The sequence below is a fragment of the Embleya sp. NPDC050154 genome (assembly GCF_044460165.1).
Lineage (GTDB): Bacteria > Actinomycetota > Actinomycetes > Streptomycetales > Streptomycetaceae > Embleya.
Genome location: NZ_JBITJP010000015.1, coordinates 188,234 through 202,310 on the forward strand (window position 1 = coordinate 188,234; position 14,077 = coordinate 202,310).

Consider the following 14,077-nt stretch of genomic DNA (forward strand, 5'->3'; position numbering starts at 1 on the left):
ATTGTGCGACCCCGAATCGATCGCCCCAAAGGATTTACCGGCCGCGTCGGATCGGCCGAACGGCCCAGGCCCACGGCGAACCGCCAACCGCCCGACCGCCGCGAGCCGCGAGCCGCGAGCCGCGAGCCGCAGTCCATCACCCGTGGTCGATCACGACGTTCCCCACGAACCCACCCTTGCGGTAGTAACGCAACGCCTCCGGAACCTCGTCGAAGCCGAACTCCCGGTGCACGCACGGCCGCAGCCGCCACATGTCCACCGCCCTGTTCAGCGCCTCGAACTGTGCCCGACTGCCCACCGCGAGCGGACGCAGCACCACGCCCGCGTTGAACAGCACGGCCGGCGACGGCGACGCGTCGGGCGCGTCCGACCCCAACCAGTGGCCGACGAAGGCGATCTCGCCGCCGAGCGCCGTCGCGGCCAGGGACTGGGTCAGATTCCCCGCGACGTCCACGACCCGGTCCACCCCGCGCCCGCCGGTCACCCGCCGTACCTCCTCGCCCCAGCGCGGGTGCTCCCGGTAGTCGACCACCTCGTCCGCGCCCGACGCGCGCAGTCGTTCCGCCTTCTCCGGGCTCGACGTGGTGGCGATCACCCGCGCACCCGACGCCTTGGCGAGCTGTACCGCGAACAGGGACACGGCTCCCGTGCCGAGCGTCAGCACGCTCTCGCCCGGCACCGGCGGTCGGCCACCGGTCAGCGCGTTCCACGCGGTGACCGCGGTGAGCGGGAGGGTGGCGGCCTCCGCGAACGACAGGTGCGCCGGGATGTGTACCAGCGCCCGCTCGCCGACCAGGGCGAACTCGGTGAGCATGCCGTTGCGCGAACTACCGAGCTGCGCCGCGTGGTCCAGGGCGAACGGCCCGTCGATCCAGTCCGGGAACACGGTCGCCGCCACCCGGTCGCCGACCCGGGCCCGGGTGACGCCCGCCCCGATCGCGACCACCTCGCCGACCCCGGCGCACCCGGGAACGACGTCGGGCGACACCGGCAGCGGATAGTCGCCGTCCAGCACCAGCAGTTCGCGCATGCTCAGCGAGGTCGCCCGGACCCGGAGCAACACCTGCCCGGGCGCGGGGTCCGGCTCGTCGTGCGCACGGAGGGTGACACCGTCGATACCGGCGCCGGGTGTCAGGTGGTAGCTCTTCATCGCGTTGTGCCTCTCTCGACCGATCACGAACCGCCCCGTTCGGCGGCCGTGGGAAGGATCCTGCGACAGGCGCCCGAGCCCGGCAATTCCCGCCGGGGAATTGCCGGCGATACCTCCGAGTGCCTAGAACTGCCCTCATGAGCACGATGACCCACGGTCCGGACTTCCCCGCCGAGCTGCGGCGCTGGCGTACCGCCCGGCGGCTGAGCCAACTGGAACTCGCCGCCCGCGCGGACACCACCCAGCGCCACCTCAGCTTCATCGAGAGCGGCCGATCGCGTCCCGGCCGCACCATGATCATCCGCCTCGCCGAATCGCTCGGCCTGTCCCTGCGCGAGCGCAACGCACTGCTGCACACCGCCGGGTACGCGCCGGTCTTCCCCGAATCGGACCTGGACGCACCGATGTTGCGCCCGGTGCGCGAGGCGCTGCGCGCGGTGTTGGACGGCCACCTGCCCTACCCGGCGATGGTGCTGCGCCCGTACGGGCAGATCGTCGCCGCCAACACGGCGATCGACGTGCTGACCGAGGGGGCGTCACCGGAGTTGCTCCGGGAGCCGATGAACATGCTGCGCCTGATGCTGCATCCCGAGGGCATGGCGCCACGTGTGGCGAACCTCGACGCCTGGGGGCATCACGTCCTGGAGAACATGCGCGCACAGGCGCTGCGCAGCCCGGACCCGCTGCTCGACGCGTTCATCGAGGAACTGCGCGGCTATGTCCCGGACGCCCGACTGGGCCCCGACCACCTGGGCTTCGCGGTCCCGCTGCGGCTGCGCGACCCGGAGGAAGGCCCGGGCGAGTTGCGGCTGCTGACCACGTTGACGTCCTTCGCGACGGCCACCGACATCACGCTGGCCGAACTGCACCTGGAGGCGTTCCTGCCGGCCGACGAGGCCACCGCCACAGCGCTGCGCGGCCGCGCGGCCGAACGGTCCTGACCCGCCCCCATCATGCCGCCGCCGAGCCGGCACGCCCCCGACAACGCGAAACCGCCCTGCCGTCCCGGGACCGGGACGGCAGGGCGGTGGCGGCGCGATCGCGCGAAGGCGTCCGGACTCAGAAGTCCTCGTCGAACGACACCGAGCCGGTGACCGCGACCTGGTAGGCCGAGACCCGCCGCTCGAAGAAGTTCGAGAGTTCCTGCACGTCCTGCAGTTCCATGAAGCCGAACGGGTTCGCCGAGCCGTACACCGGTGCCATGCCCAACTGGGCCAGCCGGCGGTCGGCCACGTGCTCCAGGTAGGAGCGCATGTCGGCGACCGTCATCCCGGACACGCCGCCCTGGAGCAGGTCCTCGGCGAACGCCGTCTCCGCCTCGACCGCCTCGGCGAGCATCCGCCGTACGTCCTCGGCGAGCTCGTCGTCGAACAGGTCGGGCTCCTCGGCCCGCACCGTCTCGACCACGGAGAACGCGAAGTCCATGTGCGCGGACTCGTCGCGGAACACCCAGTTGGTGCCCGAGGCAAGGCCGTTGAGCAGACCGCGCGAGCGCAGGAAGTACACGTACGCGAAGGCGCCGTAGAAGAACAGACCCTCGATGCACGCCGCGAAGCAGATCAGGTTGAGCAGGAACTGCCGCCGGTCGTCCCGCGATTCGAGCCGGTCCAGGCCCATCGCCGAGTCGATCCAGCGGAAGCAGAACTCCGCCTTGCGCCGGATCGAGGGGATGTGCTCGACCGCGGCGAACGCCTGCTCGCGCTCCTCGTGGTCGGGCATGTAGGTGTCCAGCAGGGTCAGGTAGAACTGCACATGGACGGCCTCTTCGAAGAGTTGCCGCGACAGATACAGCCGGCCCTCGGGCGAGTTGATGTGCCGGTACAGGTTCAGCACCAGGTTGTTCGCCACGATCGTGTCACCGGTCGCGAAGAACGCGACCAGGCGCTGCACGAGGTGTCGTTCGGCCGGGCTGAGCTTGTCCAGGTCGGCGAGGTCGCTGTGCAGGTCGACCTCTTCGACCGTCCAGGTGTTGCGGATCGCCGCGCGGTACTTCTCGTAGAAGTCCGGGTACTGCATCGGGCGCAGCGTGAGGTTCATTCCGGGATCGAGCAGGCTCACGTGCACGCCTCACAGGCTTCGGGGTTCTCCAGCGAGCAGGCGATGACCTCGAGGTCCGAGATCTCCTCGACGGGCGCGGCCGAGGCCTGCGCCGGCACGGTCGCCTGCTGGATCCGCGTCGCGGGGCGCGAGCGCAGGTAGTACGTGGTCTTGAGGCCGGTGGACCACGCGTAGCGGTACATCGAGGACAGCTTGCCGATGGTCGGGTCGGCCATGAACAGGTTCAGCGACTGCGACTGGTCGATGTACGGCGAGCGGGCCGCCGCCAGGTCGATCAGCGCACGCTGCGGAAGCTCCCACGCGGTGCGGTACAACTCCCGCACGTCCTCCGGGAGTTCGGCGATGCTCTGGACCGAGCCCTCGGCGCGCTTGATCCGGTCGCGGACCGCGGGGGTCCACAGGCCGCGGGCCTTGAGCTCGCGCACCAGGTAGGCGTTGATCTGGAGGAACTCGCCGGACAACGTCTCGCGCTTGAACAGGTTCGACACCTGCGGCTCGATGCACTCGTAGGCGCCGGCGATCGAGGCGATGGTCGCGGTCGGCGCGATCGCCACGAGCAGCGAGTTGCGCAGGCCGTGCTCGGCGACCCGGTCGCGCAGCGCGTCCCAGCGCTTGGTCTGGGTCGGGTACACGCCCTCCCACAGGTCCGGCTGGAGCCGGCCGCGCGCGGCGTGCGTCTCGGCGTAGGCCGGGTGCGGGCCGTGCGCCTCGGCGAGCGCCGAGGAGGTCTCCAGCGCGGTCAGGTAGATCTCCTCGGAGATCAGCGTGGACAACTCGCGCGCCTCGACCGAGTCGAACGGCATGCCGAGCGTGAAGAACACGTCCTGCAGGCCCATCAGGCCCAGGCCCACCGGGCGCCACCGCGGGTTGGACGCGGCGGCCTGGTCGGTCGGGTAGTAGTTGATGTCGATCACGCGGTCCAGGAAGACCACCGCAGTGCGCACCGTCGCGCGCAGCTTGTCCCAGTCCATGCCCTCGCCGGCGATCACGTGCGCGCCGAGGTTGACCGAGCCGAGGTTGCACACGGCGGTCTCGCCGTCGCTGGTCACCTCGAGGATCTCGGTGCACAGGTTGGACAGGTGCACCACGTTGCCGGGCTCCGCGGCCTGGTTGCAGGTGCGGTTGGCGGCGTCCTTGAAGGTCATCCAGCCGTTGCCGGTCTGCGCGAGCGTGCGCATCATCCGGGCGTAGAGGTCGCGCGCGGGCATCTGCCGGACGAACCGGCCGTCCCGCTCGGCGGCTTCGTACACCTTGTCGAACTCGGCGCCCCACAGGTCGGGCAGTTCGGGCAGCTCGTTCGGGTCGAACAGCGACCAGACGCCGTCCTCCTCGACCCGGCGCATGAACAGGTCCGGCACCCAGTTGGCCAGGTTGAGGTTGTGCGTGCGGCGCGCGTCCTCACCGGTGTTCTCGCGCAGTTCGAGGAACTCCAGGATGTCCGGGTGCCAGGTCTCCAGGTACACGCAGGCCGCGCCCTTGCGCCGGCCGCCCTGGTTGACCGCGGCCACCGACGAGTCGAGCGTCTTGAGCCACGGCACGATGCCGTTGGAGTGCCCGTTGGTGCCGCGGATCAGCGAGCCGCGCGAACGCACCCGCGACCACGCCACGCCGATGCCGCCGGCGAACTTCGACAGTCGGGCGATCCGCCCGTACATGTCGTAGATCGACTCCAGCTCGTCCTTGGGCGAGTCGAGCAGGTAGCACGAGGACATCTGGGTGTGCACGGTGCCGGAGTTGAACAGCGTCGGCGAGCTGGGCAGGTAGGCGAGCGAGGACATCAGCCGGTAGAAGCCGATCGCCTCGCCGGGCTCCTGGGCCAGGCCGCACGCCACGCGCAGCAGGAAGTGCTGCGGGGTCTCGACCACCTTGCGCGAGACCGGGTGGCGCAACAGGTAGCGGTCGTACACGGTGCGCAGGCCGAAGTACTCGAACCGCCGGTCGCCGTCGACGTCCACGGCGGCGTCCAACTCGGCGGCGTGCTCGGCGACGAACGCCGCGGTCTCCGCGCCGATGACGCCCTCGCGCCGGCCGAGCGCGATGCCTGCGCTGAACGAGGTGACCCCCGCGTCGAGGGCCTCGTCCGCGATCCGGCCGGCGAGCAGGCGCGCGGCGAGCCGCGAGTAGGCGGGCTCCTCCGCGATCAGCTCGGCGGCGGTACGCACCGCCAGGTCCGCGGCCGCTCCCTTGTCCGCGCCCTCGTTGAGACCCGCGACGACCCGGCGGACGACCCGATCCGGATCGACCTCCGGCAGATCGCGCGCCTGGGTGCGCACCAGGGTAGCCAGTTGGTCCTCGGGGCTTTCGTCGATCCGCATCCGGGTCGCGCCCACGCTGTCCACAACGGTCACGTGCTCTCTCCTCGCGAGCTCGTACGTACAGTGACCCCACGCCCGAAGGCGCGGACAGCCGGCAGGTATTCGGACTCGCGGGCATGCCGGGGCGCCACCGGGCACGATGTGCTCGGCGGGCCGCGGAGTTCCCCGTGGTCGTCGCGCGCCGAACCCCTCCGGGCGTTCGGCGCCGCAGGACGACATTCGTTCCCGCTTACCGCTGCGGGGGCAGTCCCGGCTTCACACCGGGTTCCCTCTTGCGTCGCCTTTCCGTTTGAACCGGAACGGCGAACCAGCTGCGTCGCAGAGCATATATGTAGTGGCGGGGTGGTCGCCGCACCCCCAGGTGTTGTGTCGTGTCGCGATTCCCGACGTACCACGATTTCGGCCGGGACGGGCCCACTCCCGGCGGCGATGCCGTCCACACCGGGTGTCGTGGCGCCTCCGAGCCGAGCGGAATCGTCTCCTCCCGGCGTACGCCCGGCATGACGGTACTCGCGCGCGGGCCGCCGAATGGCTGCACGACACGCCGGCGTTGTGCGCGGCGCGCGTCGCCGAGCCCCTGTCGAACGTGGTGTCCGGGCGTCGAGGGAAAGACCTTCGCGGGGCGGCCGAGCGGGCGAGGGCGAGGCATTGGGAGCGTACGGTCGGCCGCGGGGCGTGCCTGGCATGTACGGCGTCCGACGGGCGGGTCGGCGAGGCGGGAGCCGGGCGTGTCGGCGGGTGCCTCCGGCGGCCGGTGTGGGCTGCCTCGGAGGTGGCCTCGGCGGCGTCCTCAGGGGCGGCCGGTGCGGGGGCCGGCCCCGGATGGGCGCGCGTGTCGCGCCGGGCGGTCGGGGCATCGGTCCACCGGCCGGGGTACCTCCCGGCCCGAGTCGCGCCACTCCGCGACCAACGCCTCGTACACGGGTGTCTCGAACGCCTCGGTGGGCCACGGCCCGAACGGGGCCCGCAGGATCTCCATGCCGACCCAACCGCGCGAGGGAACGCGAAGTAACCACCAACCGGGTGATCCCACTCGGTCGATGGACGAATCGACTCGGATACAGGCGCGCGGACCGGCCCGGGCGCACCGACCGCGCCCTGGGGCGGTCGCGCCCCTTCGGGTCGTCCTCGGGCCGCATTCAGGCAGCCTTCGACCGCCTTCGATGGGTTTCGGCGGGTTTCCGGCCGGGTGCCTTCCGGTCAGGTGGTTTCGGTCCGGGTGCTTTCGGTCCCGGCGGTTTCGGTGCGTGGCGTTTCCGGTCGGGTGCTTTCGATCTGGGCCGCCGCCGTGCGCAGTTCGGCGAACGCCTCGCCGAGCGCCGCCGCCGTCCAGTGCGCGTTCAGGCCGCTCGGGTTCGGCAGCACCCAGATCCGGGTGTCGCCGATGGTCTCGGCCTGTCGACCGACCACCGCCTTGGGCCGGCCGAAACCGGTCCGGTACGCGCCGATGCCGAGCACGGCCAGCCAGGCCGGCCGGTACGTGCGCACCTTGGCGGTGAGCGCCGCGCCGCCGGCGACGTACTCGTCCCGGCTCAACTCGTCCGCACGGGCGGTGGTGCGGGCCACCACGTTGGTGATGCCGAGACCGAGCGCGGTCAACGCGTCCTGCTCGGCGGGCGCGAGCAGGCGGGGCGTGAACCCGGAGGCGTACAGCGCGGGCCAGAACCGGTTGCCGGGGCGGGCGAAGTGCCGCCCGGTCGCACCGGACCACAGGCCGGGGTTGATCCCGCAGAACAACACCCGCAGGTTCGGTCCGATCACGTCGGGGATGGTCCGGCCGTGCGCGGCGGCCATTTCGGCGGCGGTGGGATTGCGCCCGGGCGGGATCGGCAGCACGACGGGCTTCGCGGGCGGCCCGGGCTGCGCCGGGGTGCTCACGGCGCCTCCGCGATCAGCGCCGTCCCCACCGACCGGAAGCCGAGCCGGTCGTACACGCGGGCCACGTCCTGGTCGCCCGCCGACAGGAACACCGTCTCGCTCCCGTCGGTGAGCGCGTGCCGGGCCAGCTCCCAGGTCACCGCCGCCGCGAGGCCGCCACGTCGGGCCGCGGGGAGGGTGGCCACACCGACGATCTCGGTGGTGCCGTACAGGTGCTGATAACTGCCCACGCACAGCGGCCCGGCCGGGCCGTACGCGGCGAACATCACCGTCTCGCCGGTGCGCAGGCGCTCGTTGAGGTAGGACAGCAGTCCCGGGTCCTGGCCGAGCGCGGCGGTATCCCGTTCGGTCGGGCCGTCGGTCCCCGACGCGGTCCCCGGGTTCGCGAAGCCGACCGCCGCGACGCTGTGCACGATCGCCAGGTCGGTCGCGTCCGCCCGGATCCGACGCACCGTCACCAGGTCGGGCAGGGCCGGGCGTTCGGCCGGAAGCTCGGCCGGGTCGAGCACCATCAACGGGTGCTCGTGGACGTGCAGTTCGGCCTCGATCGCGGCCGCGCGCAGCGCCGGGGTGGTCTCGTCGACCCATTCGAACGTCTGGGGCACTTTCAACTCTCTCTGCCGCGCCCGCACCGCGCGGACGTCCGCGACGGTGGGCTCGACGGAGCTGCCGAGCGTGGGTCGTGCGTAGAAGGGCCACCCTTGGCCCTCACGAATGAACAGGGTCAGCGCGCCGAACGTTTCCGTGCGGGTGGCTCGGCGGGCCACCGCGTCGTAGAACATCTCCAAGTGGGCGCGCGCCTCTGCGGCGGACTTCGGCATGCGGGTCAGTGTGACACGACCACCGGCACCGATACCGGCCGGTGTGCCAACCCGGCCTTCAGTCGCGCGAGCAGCTCGGACAGCGTCCGGGCGTCCTCGTCGGACCAGTCGTCGAGGCGCTCGGCGATCACCGTCAGGCGGTCGTCGGTGGCCCGATCGACCACCGCGCGACCCTCCGGGGTGAGGCCGAGCAGGAAGGAGCGGCCGTCATGGGGGTGCGGCCGGCGCTCCACCCACCCGTGCTCGACCAGGTGTGCGATGTGTCGGCTGACCACGGACATGTCCAGGTCGAGCAGTTCGGCGACGTGCCCGGCGCGCAGCGGCCGCGTACTGCGGGCAAGCGCGAACAGGACTGCGGAGCCGGGCGGCAGGCTGCCGATCGGAACCGCCTTGGCGAGGCTGCGGTGGACGCCGACGATGCCCTCGAACTCGGTGAGCAGGTGCCGGCAGGCTTCCCGGGTGGCCATGGCGAGGCTCCTCTTCGTGGCGACTCGCCACCACCATAAAAGATGTTAGTTGCACTCGGCAACTTCCACGAGACGGGCCCCTCACGAGAGGCGGCCGACCCACGACTCGCCGGGGCCGCTCGCGGACCGTGCCTCACCCCTCCCGGAGCGTCGCCCGGCCCACGCGGCGCAGCCGAGCGGCCCGGTTGTGCCGGTCGCCCTCGGCCCGATCCAGGGACAGGACGGCCCGGCGCCCGTGCAGGGTGAGCGTCATCAGGTGGTTGCCGAACCACGGACCGCCCAGCTTCGTCCACTCGACCGGCAGCGGGGCCAGCCTCGCGTGCCGGGCCAGGGCGCGCCCGATGCGGGTCGCCATCCGGCCCCACCCGAACCGGAATCCGACCCGGATCGCCGGGGGCACCGAGTTGTGCACCGGCGAACAGGTCAACTGGTAGACCCGGGCCAGGTCCGCCGAATCCTCCCCGGCCCGCGGCCCCTCCCCCGCACTGACCCAGCGCGCCTCGGCCGCGTAGACGTGGTGCACATCCCCCGACAACACGCACACCGTCGCCGGCGCCGGGCCGCCCGCCCGGGGGCCGTGCAGCGCGATCCGGCCGATCAACGCGGACAACGCCTCGAACGAGTCGCGGAACGCCGCCCAGTGCTCCAGGTCGCTCGCCCGCCGCAACCACTCGCTCCAGCCCGCCACCCGCGGCCCCCGCTCGCCCGCGCACAACGCCTCGTTCCACGACTCCAGGTCGTGGATGCCGTGCGGCAACAACCACGGCAACGACGTGCCGATCAGCAGGTGGTCGTACCCGCCCTCGTCCGCCTGCTCGGTGATCCAGGCCAACTCGTCCGCACCGATCATCGCCCGCGCGTCCCCGGTCAGCACCCGGCCCGCGCGCGAGTCGATCATCAGCAGCCGGGTCCGGCCGAAGTCGCGCCGGAAGCTCCACCGCGTGGTCGTCTTGCCCTCCGCCTCCGCGTCCGCGCGCAGCGCGAATTCGTGCAGCAGCGGCCCCACGTCCTCGCCCGGCGCCGCGGCCTTGACCGTCGCGAACAACTCGTCGCGCGCCAACGCGGCCGGATCGAGATTGCCCAGGTGCTGATAGACCCAGTACGACGCGAGCGCGCCCGCGATCCGCTCGGACCACCAATCGGTCGCGGCCATCTCGGATCGCCACGCGTGCGACGTGTTCCAGTCGTCGATCACGTCGTGGTCGTCGAAGATCATCGCGCTCGGCACGGTGGACAGCAACCAGCGGATCTGCGGATCGGACCAGGACTCGCGATAGAGCAGCGTGTACTCCTCGAAGTCGGCGATCTGCGGGCCCGGCGCCTTGCTCAGATCGCGCCGCCGCGCCAACCGGTTCTGCATCGCGCGCGAGGTCTCGTCCGCGTACACCTGATCACCGAGCAACAGCAGCGCGTCCGGCAAAGGCTCGTCGGGGGCCCGCATCAGTCGGCGAGCGAGCGTGTCCAGCGCGTCCGGGTCGAGCCGGCGCTCCTCACCGGCCTCGGTGCTCGGCGGGCTCGACCAGCGACAGGACCCGAACACGACATTCAGATCCCGCTCGTCGCCGTGGGCCGAGGCGGTACGCACCGCGCTGGGCGGATAACCCGAGCGCGCGTCCGGCCAGCACACCCGCTCGTCCAGCAGGACCCGGTACTCCCGTGATCGCCCGGGCGTGAGCCCCTCGACGACCACGAGCACATAGTGGTGACCGAACACGTTCCAGGTGGCGGCACTGGCCACACCGTCCTCGCACGCCACGGTCACCACACACGGCGCGTCCGTCTCCACCCACACGGTGGCACTCGTACGATCCACGTGCCGCAGCACGGGACCGAGCAGCAACTCGGCCATGGTCCTTTGCCCTCCCCACCCTCGTATCGACGTCTTCCGTGGCATGTGCCTGCCCCGCACGGCCGACGCCAATGCCCGCCGCGGCCACGAACCCTTCGCTACGGTATGCGGCGTTCCCGATCCGAACCCGGAGGCCGCGCCGTGCCCCCCTCGCCCACCGCGTCGCCCGACCCGCCGGCACACCTCCCGGCCGAAGGACCCGCCGTACCCGGCCCCGCGGCCCGGCGCCGGGTGTTCGACGCGCATCTGCACATCGTCGACCCGCGTTTCCCGCTCACCGTCAACCAGGGTTACCTGCCACCGACCTTCACCGTCGCCGACTACCTCGCCCGCGTCGCGTCGCTCGGCGTCACCGGCGGCGCCGTGGTGTCCGGCTCGTTCCAAAGCTTCGACCCGGCCCATCTGCTCGACGCGCTGCACCGGCTCGGGCCCGGCTTCGTCGGCGTGACGCACCTTCGCGCCGATGTCGCGGACCACACGATCCGCGAGCTGGACGCGGCGGGTGTGCGCGCGATCCGGTTCAACGTACGCCGGGGCGGCTCGGCCGCGCTGGAAGGGCTCGATCGGCTCGCCCGACGCGTATACGAGCTGGCGGGCTGGCACGCGGAGCTGTACCTCGACGCGCGCGATCTGCCCGACCTGGCACCCATGCTCACCGCGCTGCCGAAGGTGAGCATCGACCACCTGGGCCTGTCCCGAGAGGGCCTGCCGCACCTGCTGCGCCTGGTCGAACGCGGGGCCCACGTCAAGGCCACCGGCTTCGGCCGGGTCGACCTGGACGTGCCCGCCACGCTCCGGGCCGTGGCCGCCGTCTCCCCGCGCGCGCTCCTGGCCGGCACCGACCTGCCCTCCACCCGCGCGCCCAGGCCGTTCCGGGACGCCGACCTGGACGTCATCGCCGAGGCGGTCGGCGTCGACCTGGCCCCCGCCGTACTGCACGACAACGCGCGCGCCCTGTACCGCCCCATCAAAATCCAGGCGCGCGGGTCCGGGTGATGTGGGCGGCGGGAACCGGTCTCACTCGTCCGACGCCAGCGCTCGAACCGTATCCATGTCGTCCGCGTCCGCCGCCGTCTTGTCCTGGCGATAACGCAGCACCCGGGCGAACCGCAGGGCCAGCCCGCCCGGATAGCGGGTACTGCGCTGCAACCCGTCGAAGGCGATCTCGACCACGAGTTCGGGCCGCACCCACACCGTCCAGTCGTCCCGACGGACCTCCAGTTCCTGCAACCGCTCGGTCTGCCACGCGAGCAGTTCGTCGGTGAGCCCCTTGAACGTCTTGCCCAGCATCACGAACCCGTCCCCGCCCGGGTCGCGCGCGCCCAGGTGCAGGTTGCTCAGCGTCCCGCGCCGCCGCCCGTGCCCCCACTCGGCGGCCAGCACCACCAAGTCCAGGGTGTGCCGCGGCTTGACCTTGACCCAACCGGCGCCGCGCCGACCCGCCGTGTAGGGGGTGTCCAACGACTTGACCACCACCCCCTCGTGGCCGCGCGCGACCGCGTCGACGAAGAACGCGTCCGCGGCGCCGGCGTCGCCGGTGACCAACCGGGGCACCAACAGCTCGCTCGGCGCGAGCGCCTGGAGCGCGGCCCAGCGCTCGGCGCCCGGGCGGTCGATCAGGTCCGCGCCGTCCACATGCAGCACGTCGAACAAGTACACCGTCAACGGTGTCTCGGCCCGCAACCGCGCGGCGTCGTGAGTGCCGGTCCGGGACGCGGTGATCTGGAACGGGTGCGGCCGGCCCTCCGCGCGCAGCGCGATCGCCTCGCCGTCGAGCACGGCGGTGCGCACCGGCAGCGCGCGGGCGGCCTCGACCAGCTCCGGCACGCGCGAGGTGATGTCGTCCAGGCTGCGGGTGAACACCGCGACGTGTTCGCCGTCGCGGTGGATCTGCACCCGGATGCCGTCGATCTTCCATTCCAGCGCGACGCTCGCCTCCGGGTCCTTGGCCCGCAACTTGGCCAGCGCGGCGGACACATCCGGCGCGGAGGCGGCCAACATCGGGCGCACCGCGTGGCCCACCTCCAGCGTGAACGCGGCGAGCGCGGCCTTGCCACCGACGAGCGCCGCGGAGGCCACCGGGCCGGCCGCCCCACGCAACATCAGCGCGCGGCGCACGGCCGCCACCGGCACCTCGGCCGCCCGCGCGATGGCGTCCGCCATCACCCCGTCCAGCGCGCCCTGACGCACCTCGCCGATCAACAGACCGGCCAGGAACCGCTGTTCGACCTGCGTGGCCCGGGCGAACAGGGCCTCGATCAGCGCCCGCCGGGCAGCCTGTGACCCGGGGCCGGTGGTGGTCCCGATCGCCTCCAACGCGGCGTCCACCTCCAGCAGCGTCAGCGACGCCTCGGCGGCCGGCTCCGGCACGTCACGCAACGCGGCCGGCCCGACCCCGATCTGCCGCTGGGTCAGCGCGCCCGCGAGATAGGCCACCACCACGGTCGCCTCCGCCGGATCCGCCCGCCGCAGACACCCGGCCACCAACTCCGCCTTCGCGGTCCGCCCGGCCTCGCCCGCGATCTCCCGCGACACGACCGCCACGTCACAAAACAACAGCGACCCCACGCCACAACTCCTCACGCCCAAGCCCCCCACCCCCATCGCCCACCCCACCCTGACTCATGCCCCCGACACCCATCCGGCCGAGCCCCCACCCACCCCCAAACCACACGAACCACACGCCCCAGGCGCAAAGACCTGTCATGCCCAAGCGCAACGCGGCAAGCCAAAGGTGGCCAAAGCCGCCCGCGAAACGCAGCCCAAGGCAGCCGAAACACAAAACGAGCCAACACAGAGCGAGCGATGCACACCGCGCGGGCGGACGATCCACAGCCACGCAAGACAGGCGGAGCGCAACAGGCAACACCGACACGCACGGGCGAAGCACAACAGGCGACGCGCAACACCCGAGCGAAGACGGGCCGCCGAGGGCAGAGCACAGTCGCCCCAGGCACGCAGAACGAACCGGCCGCAGCAAGCGAGAACGGCGCGCGAGCGGGGATGGCGAGCGAAGCGCAGCGGGCGAGGCGGACAGAGCGCCGTGGGCGCAGACGCGGAACGGGCGGACCACAGCGAGCAACAACGGCCGCGGGCCGAGCCGGGCGCCCGGACGGCAGCAACCGACGCACGACCCGCAGCCCACACGGCCACGCAAGACAAGCGGAGCGCAACAGGCGACGCGCAACACCCGAGCGGAAACGGGCCGCCGAGGTGCAGCCGAAGAGGCAAGGCCGGCAGACCGCCGGCGCCTGGACGGGGCACCAGGCAGTGCGGGCGCGTAGCGGACGTGCATCCCGGGCGCGTAGCGGACGTGCATCCCGGGCGCGTAGCGGAGGTGCATCCCGGGCGCGTAGCGGACGTGCATCCCGGGCGCGTAGCGGACGTGCATCCCGCGCGCGTAGCGAACGGCCCGACCGTGACCGCGTAGCGGGCATGCAACCCGCGCGCGTAGCGAACGGCCCGACCGTGACCGCGTAGCGGGCATGCAACCCGCGCGCGTAGCGAACGGCCCGACCGTGACCGCGTAGCGGGCATGC

General features: G+C 72.1%; 10 protein-coding genes and 1 riboswitch. Of the genes, 2 read left to right on the forward strand and 8 right to left on the reverse strand.

The window, feature by feature from the left end:
* Window positions 1-136: 136 nt before the first annotated feature.
* A complete protein-coding gene (locus ACIBSV_RS29550) occupies window positions 137-1,150 on the reverse strand; it encodes an NAD(P)-dependent alcohol dehydrogenase (protein WP_395868286.1) in 1,014 nt (337 codons plus the stop codon).
* Between the two features lie 137 nt (window positions 1,151-1,287).
* Between ACIBSV_RS29550 and ACIBSV_RS29555 the strand changes: the two genes are divergently transcribed.
* Complete coding sequence (locus ACIBSV_RS29555) at window positions 1,288-2,091, forward strand: helix-turn-helix domain-containing protein (RefSeq protein WP_395868288.1); 804 nt, start codon at window positions 1,288-1,290, stop codon at window positions 2,089-2,091.
* Between the two features lie 118 nt (window positions 2,092-2,209).
* Here the strand turns inward: ACIBSV_RS29555 and ACIBSV_RS29560 are convergent, their stop codons facing one another.
* The 6 genes from ACIBSV_RS29560 to ACIBSV_RS29585 form a co-directional block, all read right to left on the reverse strand.
* Window positions 2,210-3,187, reverse strand: a complete 978-nt coding sequence (locus ACIBSV_RS29560; protein ID WP_395868441.1) for a ribonucleotide-diphosphate reductase subunit beta — start codon at window positions 3,185-3,187, stop codon at window positions 2,210-2,212.
* 17 nt (window positions 3,188-3,204) lie between these two features.
* Entirely contained in the window at window positions 3,205-5,523 is a 2,319-nt protein-coding gene (locus tag ACIBSV_RS29565) for a ribonucleoside-diphosphate reductase subunit alpha (protein ID WP_395868443.1), read from the reverse strand.
* Window positions 5,524-5,598: 75 nt separating this feature from the next.
* A riboswitch (cobalamin riboswitch) is annotated at window positions 5,599-5,850 on the reverse strand.
* An 873-nt stretch (window positions 5,851-6,723) separates the two neighbouring features.
* On the reverse strand, window positions 6,724-7,317 hold the full coding sequence (mug, locus tag ACIBSV_RS29570) for a G/U mismatch-specific DNA glycosylase (protein WP_395868445.1): 594 nt from the start codon (window positions 7,315-7,317) through the stop codon (window positions 6,724-6,726).
* Window positions 7,318-7,397: 80 nt separating this feature from the next.
* Window positions 7,398-8,222, reverse strand: a complete 825-nt coding sequence (locus ACIBSV_RS29575; RefSeq protein WP_395868290.1) for a GNAT family N-acetyltransferase — start codon at window positions 8,220-8,222, stop codon at window positions 7,398-7,400.
* A gap of 5 nt (window positions 8,223-8,227) precedes the next feature.
* On the reverse strand, window positions 8,228-8,689 hold the full coding sequence (locus ACIBSV_RS29580) for a MarR family winged helix-turn-helix transcriptional regulator (RefSeq protein WP_395868292.1): 462 nt from the start codon (window positions 8,687-8,689) through the stop codon (window positions 8,228-8,230).
* A gap of 133 nt (window positions 8,690-8,822) precedes the next feature.
* On the reverse strand, window positions 8,823-10,538 hold the full coding sequence (locus ACIBSV_RS29585; RefSeq protein WP_395868294.1) for an alkaline phosphatase D family protein: 1,716 nt from the start codon (window positions 10,536-10,538) through the stop codon (window positions 8,823-8,825).
* Between the two features lie 141 nt (window positions 10,539-10,679).
* On the opposite strand from ACIBSV_RS29585, the gene ACIBSV_RS29590 reads away from it, so the two are divergent.
* Complete coding sequence (locus tag ACIBSV_RS29590; protein WP_395868296.1) at window positions 10,680-11,534, forward strand: amidohydrolase family protein; 855 nt, start codon at window positions 10,680-10,682, stop codon at window positions 11,532-11,534.
* Window positions 11,535-11,555: 21 nt separating this feature from the next.
* On the opposite strand, the gene ACIBSV_RS29595 is transcribed toward ACIBSV_RS29590, so the two are convergent.
* Window positions 11,556-13,097: an ATP-dependent DNA ligase gene (locus ACIBSV_RS29595; protein ID WP_395868447.1), complete on the reverse strand. Its 1,542-nt coding sequence runs from the start codon at window positions 13,095-13,097 to the stop codon at window positions 11,556-11,558.
* Window positions 13,098-14,077 lie beyond the last annotated feature (980 nt).

Excerpts from the sequence above, each read along its gene's own strand:
- ACIBSV_RS29550 (WP_395868286.1), bottom strand. The coding sequence starts at position 1,150 with ATGAAGAGCTACCACCTGACACCCGGCGCCGGTATCGACGGTGTCACC.
- ACIBSV_RS29555 (WP_395868288.1), top strand. The coding sequence starts at position 1,288 with ATGAGCACGATGACCCACGGTCCGGACTTCCCCGCCGAGCTGCGGCGC.
- ACIBSV_RS29560 (WP_395868441.1), bottom strand. The coding sequence starts at position 3,187 with ATGAACCTCACGCTGCGCCCGATGCAGTACCCGGACTTCTACGAGAAG.
- ACIBSV_RS29565 (WP_395868443.1), bottom strand. The coding sequence starts at position 5,523 with ATGCGGATCGACGAAAGCCCCGAGGACCAACTGGCTACCCTGGTGCGC.
- mug (WP_395868445.1), bottom strand. The coding sequence starts at position 7,317 with ATGGCCGCCGCGCACGGCCGGACCATCCCCGACGTGATCGGACCGAAC.
- ACIBSV_RS29575 (WP_395868290.1), bottom strand. The coding sequence starts at position 8,222 with ATGCCGAAGTCCGCCGCAGAGGCGCGCGCCCACTTGGAGATGTTCTAC.
- ACIBSV_RS29580 (WP_395868292.1), bottom strand. The coding sequence starts at position 8,689 with ATGGCCACCCGGGAAGCCTGCCGGCACCTGCTCACCGAGTTCGAGGGC.
- ACIBSV_RS29585 (WP_395868294.1), bottom strand. The coding sequence starts at position 10,538 with ATGGCCGAGTTGCTGCTCGGTCCCGTGCTGCGGCACGTGGATCGTACG.